General features: G+C 62.5%; 8 protein-coding genes. 1 reads left to right on the forward strand and 7 read right to left on the reverse strand.

The window, feature by feature from the left end; translation table 11 throughout:
• Nucleotides 1-31: 31 nt before the first annotated feature.
• The 3 genes from HBO11_RS12540 to gcvH form a co-directional block, all read right to left on the reverse strand.
• Nucleotides 32-1408, reverse strand: a complete 1377-nt coding sequence (locus tag HBO11_RS12540; protein WP_169954680.1) for an L-serine ammonia-lyase — start codon at nucleotides 1406-1408, stop codon at nucleotides 32-34.
• A 199-nt stretch (nucleotides 1409-1607) separates the two neighbouring features.
• Nucleotides 1608-4457, reverse strand: a complete 2850-nt coding sequence (gcvP, locus tag HBO11_RS12545; protein ID WP_169954681.1) for an aminomethyl-transferring glycine dehydrogenase — start codon at nucleotides 4455-4457, stop codon at nucleotides 1608-1610.
• Nucleotides 4458-4467: 10 nt separating this feature from the next.
• Nucleotides 4468-4851 carry a glycine cleavage system protein GcvH gene (gene gcvH / locus HBO11_RS12550; protein WP_169954682.1) on the reverse strand — a complete coding sequence of 128 codons (384 nt, stop codon included), beginning with the start codon at nucleotides 4849-4851 and terminating at the stop codon, nucleotides 4468-4470.
• Between the two features lie 355 nt (nucleotides 4852-5206).
• On the opposite strand from gcvH, the gene HBO11_RS12555 reads away from it, so the two are divergent.
• A complete protein-coding gene (locus HBO11_RS12555) occupies nucleotides 5207-9877 on the forward strand; it encodes a hypothetical protein (RefSeq protein WP_169954683.1) in 4671 nt (1556 codons plus the stop codon).
• Here HBO11_RS12555 and HBO11_RS12560 read toward each other — a convergent pair whose 3' ends face one another.
• From HBO11_RS12560 to HBO11_RS12575, 4 genes are all read right to left on the reverse strand, one after another.
• The gene (locus HBO11_RS12560; RefSeq protein ID WP_169954684.1) at nucleotides 9878-11386 is read right to left on the reverse strand and encodes a sigma-54-dependent transcriptional regulator; all 1509 of its coding nucleotides are present in this window, start codon (nucleotides 11384-11386) and stop codon (nucleotides 9878-9880) included.
• Between the two features lie 185 nt (nucleotides 11387-11571).
• The gene (locus HBO11_RS12565) at nucleotides 11572-11934 is read right to left on the reverse strand and encodes a DUF5064 family protein (RefSeq protein ID WP_169954685.1); all 363 of its coding nucleotides are present in this window, start codon (nucleotides 11932-11934) and stop codon (nucleotides 11572-11574) included.
• A 60-nt stretch (nucleotides 11935-11994) separates the two neighbouring features.
• On the reverse strand, nucleotides 11995-12924 hold the full coding sequence (arcC, locus tag HBO11_RS12570; protein WP_169954686.1) for a carbamate kinase: 930 nt from the start codon (nucleotides 12922-12924) through the stop codon (nucleotides 11995-11997).
• 200 nt (nucleotides 12925-13124) lie between these two features.
• Complete coding sequence (locus tag HBO11_RS12575; RefSeq protein WP_038442811.1) at nucleotides 13125-14135, reverse strand: ornithine carbamoyltransferase; 1011 nt, start codon at nucleotides 14133-14135, stop codon at nucleotides 13125-13127.
• Nucleotides 14136-14141: the final 6 nt, after the last annotated feature.

Genomic DNA, 14141 nt, shown 5'->3' on the forward strand with positions numbered 1-14141 from the left:
CCTGAAAAACGTGCTGGCGCATTTATAAGCATCAGCACTCGATAATGTTGACGGCCAAACCGCCACGGGCGGTTTCCTTGTATTTGCTTTTCATATCGGCGCCGGTCTGGCGCATGGTGCGGATCACCTTGTCGAGGGACACGAAGTGCTGCCCGTCGCCGCGCAAGGCCATGCGCACCGCATTGATCGCCTTCACCGAGCCCATGGCGTTGCGCTCGATGCAGGGCACCTGCACCAAACCGCCAATCGGGTCGCAGGTCAGGCCGAGGTTGTGCTCCATGCCGATTTCAGCGGCGTTTTCCACCTGGGAAACCGTGCCGCCCAGCACTTCGCACAAGGCCCCGGCGGCCATGGAGCAGGCCACGCCCACTTCACCCTGGCAGCCGACCTCAGCCCCGGAGATCGAGGCGTTTTCTTTGTAGAGGATGCCGATGGCCGCGGCGGTGAGCAGGAAGCGCACCACGCCGTCTTCATTGGCACCGGGAATAAAGCGCATGTAGTAATGCAATACCGCCGGCACGATCCCGGCGGCACCGTTGGTGGGCGCCGTGACCACGCGCCCGCCGTTGGCGTTTTCTTCATTGACCGCCAGGGCATACAGGTTGACCCAATCCAGCACCGACAGCGGGTCGCGCAGCGCCGATTCCGGGTTCTTGCACAGTTGGCGATGCAACGCGGCCGCACGGCGCTTGACCTTCAAGCCGCCAGGTAGGATGCCTTCATTGCGGCAACCGGCGGCCACGCAGTCCTGCATGACCTGCCAGATCTTCAGCAGGCCGCTGCGGGTCTCGGCTTCCGGGCGCCAGGCGCTTTCGTTGGTCAGCATCACCTGGCTGATGGACAGCCCATACGTGGTGCAATGGCCGAGCAAATCCTTGGCGTGCTTGAAAGGGAAGGTCAGGGGCGTGGCGTCTTCGACGATCCGGTCGGCGCCGGCGGCGTCTTCATCCACCACAAAACCGCCGCCCACCGAGTAGTACTCGCGGCTGCGAATCTGGATGCCGGCGGCGTCAAACGCACGAAAGATCATGCCGTTGGGGTGATAGGCGAGGGGTTTGCGAATCATCGCCAGGTGTTCTTTCTCGTTGAACGCAATGCTGTGTTCACCGAGCAGGTTCAAGCGACCGTCGCTGCGCATCTGTGCCAGGCGTGCGGCCACGGTTTCAGTGTTCACGGTGTCCGGGTGTTCGCCTTCCAGGCCCAGCAACACGGCCTTGTCGCTGCCGTGGCCTTTGCCGGTGGCACCCAGAGATCCGTAGAGCTCCACCTTGATGCTGGCGGTGGCGCCCAGCAGGTTATCGCGCTTGAGGCCCTCGACGAAGCGGGCGGCGGCACGCATCGGGCCGACGGTGTGAGAGCTTGAGGGGCCGATGCCAATCTTGAACAGGTCGAACACGCTTAAAGACATGAGTTGTTCTCCGGTTTCTTATTATTGGGCGCAGATTTTCGGTTGTACCCGATCCCTGTGGGAGCCGGGCTTGTCGGGTCGCCGCATCGCCGCGATAGCGGTGGGTCAGGCAACATTTCTGTTACTGATACACCGCTATCGCGGCGATGCGGCGACCCGACAAGCCAGCTCCCACATTGACCGCGTTCTACCGCTCAGGTTACGCGTAGCTCTCGATCGAGGGGCACGCACACACCAGGTTGCGATCGCCAAACACGTTGTCGACCCGGCCCACCGGCGGCCAGTACTTGCCTTCGATCAGCGACGCTACCGGATACACCGCTTGTTCGCGGCTGTACGGATGGCTCCATTCACCGACGATTTCAGCTGCCGTGTGCGGAGCGTTTTTCAGCGGGTTGTCGTCCTTGTCCAACGTGCCGTTTTCCACTGCGCGGATCTCTTCGCGGATGGCGATCATGGCGTCGCAAAAGCGGTCCAGTTCTTCCTTGGATTCGCTTTCGGTCGGCTCGATCATCAAGGTGCCAGCCACCGGGAACGACATGGTCGGCGCATGGAACCCAAAGTCGATCAGGCGCTTGGCCACGTCATCCACGCTGATGCCGCTGCTGTCCTTGAGTGGGCGCAGGTCCAGGATGCATTCGTGGGCCACCAGGCCGTTGCTGCCGGTGTACAGCACCGGGTAGTGCTCTTCCAGGCGACGGGAAATGTAGTTGGCGTTGAGGATCGCCAACTGCGAAGCGCGCTTGAGGCCCGCGCCGCCCATCATGCTGATGTACATCCAGGTGATCGGCAGGATGCTCGCGCTGCCGAACGGTGCTGCACACACCGCACCTTCCTTGCGCTGCATGGCCGCGTGGCCGGGCAGGAATGGCGTGAGGTGCGACTTGACGCCAATCGGGCCAACGCCCGGGCCGCCACCGCCATGGGGGATGCAGAAGGTCTTGTGCAGGTTCAGGTGCGACACGTCGCCGCCGAACTTGCCCGGGGCACACAGGCCGACCATCGCGTTCATGTTGGCGCCGTCGATATACACCTGGCCGCCGTTGTCATGGATGATCCCGCAGATTTCGCGGATGCCTTCCTCGAACACGCCGTGGGTCGACGGGTAGGTGATCATCAGTGCGGCGAGGTGTTCGCGGTGCTCGATGGCCTTGGCGCGCAGGTCTTCGATGTCCACGTTGCCCCGGGCGTCGCAGGCGGTGACGACCACACGCATGCCGGCCATGTTGGCGGTGGCCGGGTTGGTGCCGTGGGCCGACGAAGGAATCAGGCAGATATCGCGACGTTCATCGCCACGGCTCTGGTGATAGGCACGGATGGCCAAGAGGCCTGCGTACTCGCCTTGGGAGCCGGCGTTCGGCTGCAGGGAGATCGCGTCGTAACCGGTGGCCGCGCAAAGCATGGCTTCCAGTTCGCTGGTCAGTTGCAGGTAGCCGGCGCTTTGCTCGGCCGGGGCGAACGGGTGCAGGGCGCCGAACTCGGCCCAGGTCACCGGGATCATTTCACTGGCGGCGTTGAGCTTCATGGTGCACGAGCCCAGCGGGATCATGGTGCGATCCAGCGCCAGGTCCTTGTCGGCCAGCTTGCGCAGGTAGCGCATCAGCTCGGTTTCCGAGTGATAACGGTTGAACACCGGATGGCTGAGGATCGGCGACTGGCGCAGCAGTGCGGCAGGCAGGGTGCTGTCGACGCTGGCTGCAAGGGCGGCGAAGTCCGGCAGGGCTTTGCCGCCTGCGAACACGCTCCACAGGGTTTCGATATCGGCCTGGGTGGTGGTTTCGTCCACCGACAGGCCCAGGCGTGCCGCGTCCACGACGCGCAGGTTGATGCGCTGGGCACGGGCCTGGTCGTGCAGGGCTGCAGTGTTGGTGCCGGTGACCAGGGTCAGGGTGTCGAAGAAGGTCTCTTGTTCAACCTTGAGGCCCAGCGCGGTCAAGCCACTGGCCAGGATCGCGGCCAGGTGATGAATGCGCGTGGCGATCTGCACCAGGCCTTTGGGGCCGTGGTACACCGCGTACATGCTGGCGATGTTGGCCAGCAGTACCTGGGCGGTGCAGATGTTACTGGTGGCCTTCTCGCGGCGGATATGTTGCTCGCGGGTCTGCATGGCCAGGCGCAGGGCCGGCTTGCCGAAACGGTCTACGGACACACCGACCAGACGCCCCGGCATATCGCGCTTGAACGCGTCCTTGGTGGAGAAGTAAGCGGCGTGCGGGCCACCAAAGCCCAGCGGCACGCCGAAGCGTTGCGCACTGCCGATGGTCACGTCGGCACCGAACTCACCCGGTGGGGTCAGCAGGGTCAGGGCCAGCAGGTCGGCGGCCACGGCCACCAGGGCGTTGGCGGCGTGGAAGCGTTCGGTCAGTTCGCGGTAGTCGAACACGTCACCGTTGCTGGCCGGGTATTGCAGCAGCGCGCCGAAGAACGGGCTGACGTCGGTCAGTTCACGCTCATCGCCCACCACCACGTCGATGCCCAACGGCTCGGCACGGGTGCGCAGCACGTCGAGGGTCTGTGGGTGGCTGTGCACCGAGGCGAAGAACGCGTTGCTGCCCTTGTTCTTGCTCAGGCGCTTGCAGAAGGTCATGGCTTCGGCGGCAGCGGTGGCTTCGTCGAGCAGGGAGGCGTTGGCGATCGGCAGGCCGGTGAGGTCGCTGATCAGGGTCTGGAAGTTCAGCAGCGCTTCCAGGCGACCCTGGGAAATCTCCGGCTGGTACGGCGTGTAGGCGGTGTACCAGGCCGGGTTTTCCAGGAGGTTGCGCAGGATCGGCGACGGTGTGTGGCAGTTGTAGTAGCCCTGGCCGATGTAAGTCTTGAACAGTTGGTTCTTGGCGGCGATGGCCTTGATCGAGGCCAGGGCATCGGCTTCGCTCAGGCCATCGCTAAGGCCGAGCACGGCGGTGCCCTTGATGCTTTCCGGGATCACGCTGGCGCTCAGGGCTTCGAGGGAATCAAAGCCCAGGGTCGCGAGCATCTGCTGCTCGTCATCCTGGCGCGGGCCGATATGGCGGGCGATAAACTCGTTGGCGGTGCTCAAATTAACGGTCATGGCGCGCTCCTCAAGCTTGGGCGTTGGCTTTGATCAGGCGGTCGTATGCGTCCTGATCCAACAGCTTAGCTACCGCAGTGGCATCAGCCGGTTTAAAGCGGAAGAACCAGCCTTCGCCCATCGGGTCTTCGTTGACCAACTCCGGGCTGTCGCTGAGCTTGTCGTTCACTTCCAGCACTTCGCCGGTCAGGGGCATGTACACGCCGCTGGCAGCCTTGACCGACTCCACGGTGGAGGCTTCGGCACCCTGGTCGTAGGCCTTCAGCTCAGGCAATTGCACGTACACCACATCGCCCAGGGCGTTTTGCGCGAACGCGGTAATACCCACGGTGACGCTGCCGTCGGCTTCGGCGCGCAGCCATTCGTGATCTTCAGTAAAACGCAATTCGCTCATGGAAACTCCTCAGGGCCAGAATCGTCTGGTGGACGGGATTAGAATGGGAAAGTCCTTAGCAAAAACGCGGCCAATATAATTTTATTGTTATAAATCAGATAGTTGTGATGAATCTAAAAACATTTGCTCAACCGTCATGTAGCGAATTCGCTACAGATCGACGGCGGAAAAAAAGCCTATCTGGATCAAAGCCTTGCATAGCGAAGGCCGATCAGTGGTGTATTGAAAACGTTCCGGTGTAGCGTTTTCGCTACGATAAGTTCCCCCGTGGCTGGACGCCAGGAGATTTATGCAGCGCACAGTGCAGTAGAGAGCGGCGTATTTTTTGCCCTTCCCGACGATCAGGACGCGCAGCATGAGCAATTCAATTGAGGCCAATCAGGGCATTTCACAACTACAGGCTTCCCGCGACTTTCTCGCGCACCTGTTCGCCCAGCGCCCGACATTGGCGCAAGTGGCCGAGTCGATGATCCAGGAATGGATCAACGACCAATTCAATGACAGCGGTTTGCAGGCCGGCAGCACCTGGATCGGTTCAAGGCAGCCGTCCCAGGCCAATGGCGTCAGCTATGCCCAGCTCAGCACCTTGAGCGACGCCCTGATCCGGCGCTGCATGAGCCGCGACGTGCCAAGTTATGTGCCAGGTCAGCATTGCGTGCTGGTCAGCTCGGTAACCCAGGGCCTTGTCCCGTTCATTGGCGCTGTTTCGGTCAATGATGTCGCGATCATGCTCAACACCCTGGCGCCCGAATTGCCCGATGGTTTTAACGCGAGGCTGTTGGCCTATTGGAACGCCCATGTTCCAGGCGATACAGCTTTGAGTCGTTGGGGGGCGGTCGCCAAGCAACTGCGCGAGTGCCTGCTCAGCGCCCGGCAGAACCCGCCGCTGACGAAGGAGCAAGGCCAAAAGCTCCTGGGCCTGGGCGACGGGCCGCAAGAACTCTGGGGGTACCAGGCGGATCGACAGGCGCTGGGCGGGGTCCACGTGCTGCGGATTTATCAAGTGTATGCGGGGCAGGATGGGCTGCCGGGCGAATGGCTGCCGCTATTGGTCTTGCAGCGCGAGGTGGCGCAGCACCAGGTCAACCTGGTCTATGTGCCGGCGATGAGCGTGCTCAAGCTCAGTACGTTGGATGAGTTGGGCAACCTGCTGCCACGCTACATGAGCCACTACAGCCCCGGCCTCCTTGTCAGATGGGGGCTCCGGGAGCCCCAGGGAGATGTCTTCGATGCGCAGGCCCAGGCCTTGCTGGAGCGCCAGCTCAGGGCGCTTAAGCGTGTCGACTGGTCGGCATTGCCCGATGTCGACAGCTACAAGCGCCTGCTGCACAAGCTCACTGCGCCCGAGGTCTGGTTCGAGGCCGATTATGTCCAGCCGCCCCACGAAGAGCAGCTGCCAGTGTGGTTGCAGGCGGCCAGCAGCACTGATCGGCACACTTACGGCCAATGGCTGGAGCGCCTGGCGCACCTGCACAAGCGTACAGGTGGCGCGTCGTTCCTCGATGGCCTGGACCCGATTGACGTGTTTGCGCGCAAAGCGCTGCAACGCCAGATGCGCCTGGATTACCCGCAACATGCGGCAATCAACCCGGATGATTACCTGCTGACGTTTGAACGCACCCAGGGTGCAACGGTGGGCTGGACGCAACGCAGCACCAGGACCTTGACCTCCTGGGCCCTGGAAAACCCCTTCGCCACCCCCTACGCCAGTGTGCAGATCAGCCACCAGGCCGGGCCAGGCGTTGTGCCCGCCAGGTGGATGCAGCCGGCGTACCTGAAAAAACTCATCGAAACGGTCGATGTGGGCCTGCACTACCCGGCGCTGCTCAAGCCGGCGTTGCTGGTGGACCCGCTAGAGTCGGCACGGCGCCGGCGCCTGTTTGTCGAGCAGATGGCGCTCCAGTTGCCCCTGCGGGCCCTTGAAAACAGCCTGCGCCGGCGCAACGGGTTTACCCCGTCAGGCGCAGCGGTGGTACTCGCACTGCTGCAGGACGATCCCCTGCAGCGCACAGTCGGCAACCAAGTGATCGTCGCCCGGCCCCTGGCGTTCCTGACCCATGCCGGTGGCGCCGTGCACAAGGCCCGCAACCTGTTTGTGCTCGGTGCGCGGGATAACGGTGAATTGCCCCATATCCTGTATCGGCCCGATCAGGCCGAGGCGGCCCTGCAACAGTTTGCCAGCCGCCAGGCGCTGCTCGACGAGATCGCGCGACCCGGCAGTGATTTGCAGGCGCTAGTGCTTGAGCGCCTGCCTGACAAGAGCCGGGCGTTGTTCGGCAATGGTGGATTTCTCAGCCCTCATGTGCAGCGTTTTCTACAGGGGGACGAATACGCCGTGCCGGCCCCCTCCAGCCCGGCGTTGCTCAGTGACGAGTGCGTGCCGGGGGTGTTCCTGGAGGCGGTTTTCGATGACAACGCCAAGAGCCTGTGGCAGGCCGCCGAACAGCGCGCAACCTCGGTCGAGGCGCTGCGCTGGACGCTGTTCAAGAACAACCTATGGCAGATATTCAATGCCCTGCTGCCAATGCTCAGAGGGTCGGTGGCGGTGGCGGGGTGGTTGGCCCAGGTGTATGGCAGTTTTCGTGCGGTGTTGGCGTTGCCGGCCGGGGCTAGCCAGGAAGAATCGGCCACTACCCTGGCCGAATTGCTCGGCAGCCTCGCAGGTTTGCTACTGAGCCCGGTCGTCAGCCTTGATCAACGCTTACGGCTGAGCGAGTTCCGGTCGGCGCCCATCCAGACCTCCACGGCCCATGTTCAGCAAACGCTGTCGGCCTCTGCCTGGCAGCGTTCGCGGGCGGATGTGACGGGTATGGATTTGTCCTGGGCCAACTCGCGGCTGCGTCTCGACGCGGCGCAGCAGGCACAACTGGCAACCTTTCGCTGGTCGCCCGGGCGCCGCGAGCAGTGGCCGGCGACCCCTGCGATCAACTCGCCGGACAGTCCCGTACGGGGCCGAGTCGCGGTGCTGCGCGCCGACGCAACCGTCAGCCATGAAGACTACATGCTGCTGGACAGCAAGCTGTATGGGGTCAGGCAGGTTGAGGGGCGCTGGCGCATCATCGACCTACGAGCCCCCCAGCGCGTCGGCCCCTGGCTGCGCAAGGATGCACACGGGGTGTGGAACGTCGACCTGGGCCTGCAATTGCTCGGTGGCCATCCAAAGCTGTCGGCGGCCGCCCGACGCGCCAATATCCAGCGCCAGAACCAAATGTTTGAGCACCATTATCAGGAGACCACGGCGCGCCTGCTTGAGGCTGAAAGTGCCGTGGCAGCCAGCGAAGAGCACTTTAAAGAGGCACACGAGGGCAGCCCGGAAAAACTCTTTGATCAGTCCCTGCAGGACCTGCGCAACCATTACCTGGGCGACCTGGAGAAACTCAGCCGGGCGCAGTTCGACAAGCTGGACGCGTTACTTGCAAAAAACGCCAACAAACCCGTGGAGCGCTTCGAACCGGAGAGGATCCTGCAACTGGAAGATCTGGTCGAAAACCTGCGGGTGCGCATGGCAGTGCTGGTCACCAACCGCGCCACCGAGGTGCTGCCTGCCGAGCGCCGTAGCCAGTTGCATGAGCAACTGGACCATGAAGATGTGGCCGTGGTTCAGGCAGCCCACCACTCGCTCGTTCAGGCTACGCAGACGATCATTGGCTACAACGAAAAGCTGATCGATTTGAGCATCCTGGAACGCAACAACTATGCCCGGCTGACCGAGGTGCCCGGGTATGAATCACGCGCTGATGCGTTGCAGCCCTCGACGCTGGGCACGCCGCTGGACTGGAAGTCCGTACAACTGAAGGCATTGGGTGGGGTGATCCTGCGCCGGCCGCCGCTGCCGGAGGAGTATGACGATTTCATCCGCATCGGGACCCTGATCGACGAGACGATCCAATCGGTGCAGTCGCAAAAAACCTTGCAAGACGCCAGCTCACTGAGTGTGCAGCAACGCATCGACGGGTATGAGGCGATTCTGTTCGAGTACGACACCACCCAGGCCTCCCTGCGCGACTTTGGTGATATGGCTTCTGACCTGCTGTATGAGGGCAGCGTCGAACGCTTGCACAAAATGCTCAACGCCATGGAGCACGAGGCCCGCGGCTCCCTGGCGACGTTGCTGCGCGAGCGCGAACAGGCCCCCGCGTCCAGGCCCAGGCCTGCGGTGGGTAGCGGCAAGCGCCTGATCCGTGACCGCAAGAGCCGGTACCTGGTGGGCCAGGTGCGTGCGCGTACGCCGGAGTTGAACGAGGACATTGTCGATGTTATCAACCCGGTTGACCAAAGCGTGGTGGCGAGCTTTCGCCAGACCCCTGGCCTGGATGAGTTTGAGTCGATCACCGAGGCCAGCGCCCCGCCTGCGCGCGCGGTGCGCTCCCTGGAGCGGCTCAAGGACGATGGGCGCAAACTGCTGGACAGGCAGGCGAGCGTGCTGGAGCAGGCCCGCAACGAGGCGCGTATTTCCAGCCTGCCCGCCAGCGTCGAGGCCCGGCTGTTGCGGCATGCCGGCAAAATCAGCACGGTGGCCGACAAGATCCGCAAAGCCCTGGAGCAAGAGAAAACCGCTGCTGTCGCACAGCCTCTGCTCAAGGAACTGGGGCAGGCCGCCAGCCGCCTTGTGGAGCATGGCCGGTTGATCCGGATCGAAATGGTCAAGCGCCTGGCGCCGGATGAAGAGGGGATTGCCTACCTCAAGAGTCAGAATGAGGTGCAGATCCTACCGATAGAGGGGCGCATTGCGCTCAAGCGCGAGCATGACTTTTTGCAGGAGTATGTGGTCAAGGACAAGGCGGGCAGGGTGTTGGCTTACGCCCATTTTCACTACCGCACTCCCGGGGCGGCCAATGCGGATTTCACTGCCGGCCATCTCAAGCGCCCGGAACAACGCTTTATGAGTTTTAGAGGCCTGGCCGACAAGACCGACAGCGACGTGATCGCCATCTACTATTCACGCCTGAGCGCGGCCATGGCCCAGCAGCTGTTTTTCAGCGCGACCGGGGCGGTGATCCAGCGAGGGCGCCGGGTTTTTTGGTGATCATGGCTTGCCGGGGATGCCGTACTTGCGCAATCGATGGGCGATAGCGGTGTGAGACGTCTGTAGGCGGTTGGCCAACTGGCGTGTCGAGGGATAGGTGGTATAGAGCTTTTCCAGGAGGCTGCGCTCAAAGTCCTCCACTGCCTGCTCCAGGCTGTCCACTTCGCCGTCGCTCTGGCGGGCGACCGAGGTGCCGGCGATATCCAGGTCGCCAATGTCCACCAGGTTGCTTTCGCAAATGGCGGCGGCGCGGAAGATCACGTTCTGCAACTGGCGCACGTTACCCGGCCAGCGGTTGCCCAGCAGCGCCGGGTAAGTGCCCGGCGCCAGGCGGCAGACCGGGCGCTGGATCTGCGCGCAGGCCTGCTGCATGAAGTAGCGGGCCAGCAGCAGGATGTCCTGGCCGCGTTCGCGCAGGGGCGGCACTTCCACATTCAGCACATTGAGGCGGTAGAACAGGTCTTCGCGGAAGGTGCCTTCGCTGACCATTTTCTCCAGGTCGCGGTGGGTGGCGCTGAGGATGCGCACATTGACCTTGACCTCGCGGTCGCCGCCGACCCGGCGAAAGCTGCCGTCATTGAGAAAACGCAGGAGCTTGGCCTGCAAGTACGGCGACATCTCGCCAATCTCGTCGAGAAATACCGTGCCCTGGTTGGCCAGCTCCATCAGCCCCGGCTTGCCGCCGCGCTGGGCCCCGGTAAAGGCGCCGGGGGCGTAGCCGAACAGCTCGCTCTCGGCGAGGTTTTCCGGGAGTGCCGCGCAGTTCAGCGCCAGGAACGGTGAGCTGTGGCGTGCACTGATGGCATGGCAGGCGCGGGCCACCAACTCTTTGCCGGTGCCGGTCTCGCCCTGGATCAACAGCGGGGCGTCGAGGGCCGCCACTCGTTGCGCACGGGTCTTGAGGGTGCGGATCGCCGGCGACTCGCCCAAAAGTGCGTCGAAACCTTCGGCATGGTCATGGTGCAGCGCCGAAAGTCGCTCGCCGATACGGTTGGGTTGGTACAACGTCAGCAGCGCGCCGGCATCGGTGATCGGTGTGGCGTCCAGCAATAAGGTCTGGCCGTTGACGCTGATCTCGCGCAGGGGCAGGCGAAAGCCATGTTCGAGCAAGGCTTCCAGCAGCGCCGGATCCTCAAACAGCTCGGCGATGCTTTCGCCAGCCGGCTCGCGACCATAGAGGGCGATCAGCGCCGGGTTGGCCAGCAGCACCTTGCCCGCACTGTCCAGGGCCAGGACCGGGTCGGTCATGGCCGCCAGCAGGGCGTCGAGTTGCAGGTGACGGCGCTGGCCGGGGAGGATATCCACCACCGTCACCGCCTGTACGCCCTGCACGCTGAACAGCGCATCGCGCAACTCTTCCAGCACCTCCACGCTCAGGGTCGGCGCGTCGATGTAGACGTTGGGCGGGATCATCTCCACCGCATCCAGGTTGAGATTGCGCCCACCGAGCAAGGCCAGGACTTCCTGGGTGATGCCGACGCGGTCGATGAAGCTGACGTGGATACGCATGGGGTGGATGTTGATTCTGCAATGCGGAGGGTGGCCAGTATGCCTGAGCGGGGGTGGAGATCAAAAATGTGGGAGCTGGCTTGCCTGCGATAGCATCATCGAGGGGTGACTGACACACCGAGGTGCCTGCATCGCAGGCAAGCCAGCTCCCACACAAGCCAGCTCCCACATTTGAGCTGTTTTGGTTATTCCAGGTGTTCAGGCTTGATCGGGTCGCCCGGTTTTACATCCAGTTGGTGGCGCACATCCTCGAACATCAGGTCGTACTGTTTATGCATGCCACCGTTGAGCACCGCGGTTTTCGGCATGCCGTATTTCTGCGCGATGTTCATGGCATGGCGGGCAAAGTCGTAGGCCTGGTCCTTGGGCAGGAAGAATTCTTCCTTGAGGTCCTTGCCCTGCACGGAGCCGTGCATTTTGAAGAGCATTCCCTTGCCTTCCTTCGGGTCCTGGCTGACTTCATAGTCGATGCACAGGTCGTAGCTGTGATCCTGGGCATTCAACGCGTGGCGTTCGATATGCAAGTGACCGGGTTCAAAGATGGCCATAGGCGTCTCTCCTTAACAAGGCATTGGAGAAGGGCGGCTGCAACAACCGCCCTGGTGTAGTTATAGGTAGGTGATGCCAGGTTTTGCCGTGCTGATACGGGTGCCGGCGGTGCCCTGGACGATGGCTTCGATGTCCGAGAGTGAACCGATCACTGCGGTTTTGCCAGTGTTGCGGGCGAACTCGCAGGCGGCCTGGACCTTGGGCCCCATGGAGCCGGCGGCGAAGCCAAGTTTTTCCATGTCGTCGGGGTGCGCCTGGCCGATGGCCTTTTGCGTCGGCTTGCCGAAGTCGATAAACGCCGCGTTGACGTCGGTGGCGATCACCAGCAGGTCGGCTTCCAGTTGCTGGGCCAGCAGCGAGGAGCACAGGTCTTTATCGATCACAGCTTCGATACCCTTGAGCTTGCCGTCCTCGTCATACATGGTCGGGATGCCGCCGCCACCTGCGCAGATCACGATGCTGCTTTTTTCCAGCAGCCACTTGATCGGGCGGATTTCAAAGATGCGTTTGGGCCGTGGGCTGGCCACCACCCGGCGATATTTATCGCCATCGGGGGCAATCGCCCAGCCTTTTTCGGCGGCCAGTTTTTCCGCTTCGGCCTTGGAGTAGACCGGGCCGATCGGCTTGGTCGGGTTCTGGAAAGCCGGGTCGTTGGCGTCCACTTCAACCTGGGTCAGCAGGGTGGCGAAAGGCACCTCAAAGTCCAGCAGGTTGCCCAGTTCCTGTTCGATGATGTAGCCGATCATGCCTTCGGTTTCGGCACCCAGCACGTCCAGCGGGTAGGGCGAAACCTGGGTGTAGGCGGCGGCTTGCAGCGACAGCAGGCCGACTTGTGGCCCATTGCCGTGGGCGATCACCAGCTCATTGCCCGGATGAATCTTGGCAATCTGCTCGGTGGCGATCCGGATATTGGCGCGTTGGTTGTCCGCTGTCATGGGTTCACCACGGCGGAGCAGGGCGTTACCGCCCAGTGCAACGACGATACGCATAATGCAATCCTTCTAAAATTCGGCCTTGTGAACACCGGAGCAAGTGTGGGAGCGGGCTTTATGTGGGAGCTGGCTTGCCTGCGATGGCCTCACCTCGCTATGTCTGGCAGACCGAGGTGACTGCATCGCGGGCAAGCCCGGCTCCCACATAAAACCCGCTCCCACATTGCCCGTGCTACATCAGTGGGAGCGGTGTTGGGTTACAGGTCCGCCAGCGTCGAAACCAGGATCGCCTTGATGGTGTGCATGCGGTTTTCCGCTTGCTCGAAGGCGATGCAGGCCGGGGACTCGAACACGTCGTCGGTCACTTCGATGCCGTTGGCCAGGTGCGGATACTGTTCGGCAATCTGTTTGCCGACCTTGGTATCGCTGTTATGGAACGCCGGCAGGCAGTGCATGAACTTGGTGCGTGGGTTGCCGGTGGCTTTCATCAATTGGGCATTGACCTGGTACGGCAGCAGTTGCTCGATACGCTCGGCCCAGGCTTCCACAGGCTCGCCCATGGAGACCCAGACGTCGGTGTGGATAAAGTCCACGCCCTTGACCGCGGCTTTCGGGTCTTCGGTGAGGGTGATGCGTGCACCGCTTTCTTCTGCGTATTTTTTGCAGCGACCCACCAGGTCATCGTGGGGCCACAGGGCCTTTGGTGCGCAGATGCGTACGTCCATGCCCAGCTTGGCGCCGACCAGCAGCAGCGAGTTGCCCATGTTGTTGCGGGCGTCGCCCAGGTAGGCGTAGCTGATGTCGTGGATCGGCTTGTCAGCGTGTTCACGCATGGTCAACACGTCGGCGATCATCTGGGTTGGGTGGTACTCGTCGGTCAGGCCGTTGAACACCGGGACCCCGGCGAACTTCGCCAGTTCTTCGACGATTTCCTGCTTGAAGCCACGGTATTCAATGGCGTCGTACATGCGCCCGAGTACGCGGGCGGTGTCTTTCATGCTTTCTTTGTGGCCGATCTGCGACGAGTTCGGGTCGATGTAGGTAACGTTGGCGCCCTGGTCATAGGCCGCGACTTCGAAGGCACATCGGGTGCGGGTCGAGGTTTTCTCGAAGATCAGCGCGATGTTGTTGCCCTTGAGGTGCTGCTGCTCGGTGCCGGTGTACTTGGCGCGCTTGAGGTCGCGGGACAGGTCCAGCAGGTAGCGCAGTTCGCGCGGGGTGTGGTGTTCCAGGCTCAGCAGGTTACGGTTGTGGATGTTGAACGCCATGATGAT

The organism is Pseudomonas sp. WS 5010, from assembly GCF_012985565.1.
Lineage (GTDB): Bacteria > Pseudomonadota > Gammaproteobacteria > Pseudomonadales > Pseudomonadaceae > Aquipseudomonas.

Bases quoted from the DNA above. Each gene is read 5' to 3' on its own strand.
- HBO11_RS12540 (WP_169954680.1), bottom strand. From the start codon at position 1,408: ATGTCTTTAAGCGTGTTCGACCTGTTCAAGATTGGCATCGGCCCCTCA.
- HBO11_RS12555 (WP_169954683.1), top strand. From the start codon at position 5,207: ATGAGCAATTCAATTGAGGCCAATCAGGGCATTTCACAACTACAGGCT.
- gcvP (WP_169954681.1), bottom strand. From the start codon at position 4,457: ATGACCGTTAATTTGAGCACCGCCAACGAGTTTATCGCCCGCCATATC.
- HBO11_RS12560 (WP_169954684.1), bottom strand. From the start codon at position 11,386: ATGCGTATCCACGTCAGCTTCATCGACCGCGTCGGCATCACCCAGGAA.
- HBO11_RS12575 (WP_038442811.1), bottom strand. From the start codon at position 14,135: ATGGCGTTCAACATCCACAACCGTAACCTGCTGAGCCTGGAACACCAC.
- gcvH (WP_169954682.1), bottom strand. From the start codon at position 4,851: ATGAGCGAATTGCGTTTTACTGAAGATCACGAATGGCTGCGCGCCGAA.
- arcC (WP_169954686.1), bottom strand. From the start codon at position 12,924: ATGCGTATCGTCGTTGCACTGGGCGGTAACGCCCTGCTCCGCCGTGGT.
- HBO11_RS12565 (WP_169954685.1), bottom strand. From the start codon at position 11,934: ATGGCCATCTTTGAACCCGGTCACTTGCATATCGAACGCCACGCGTTG.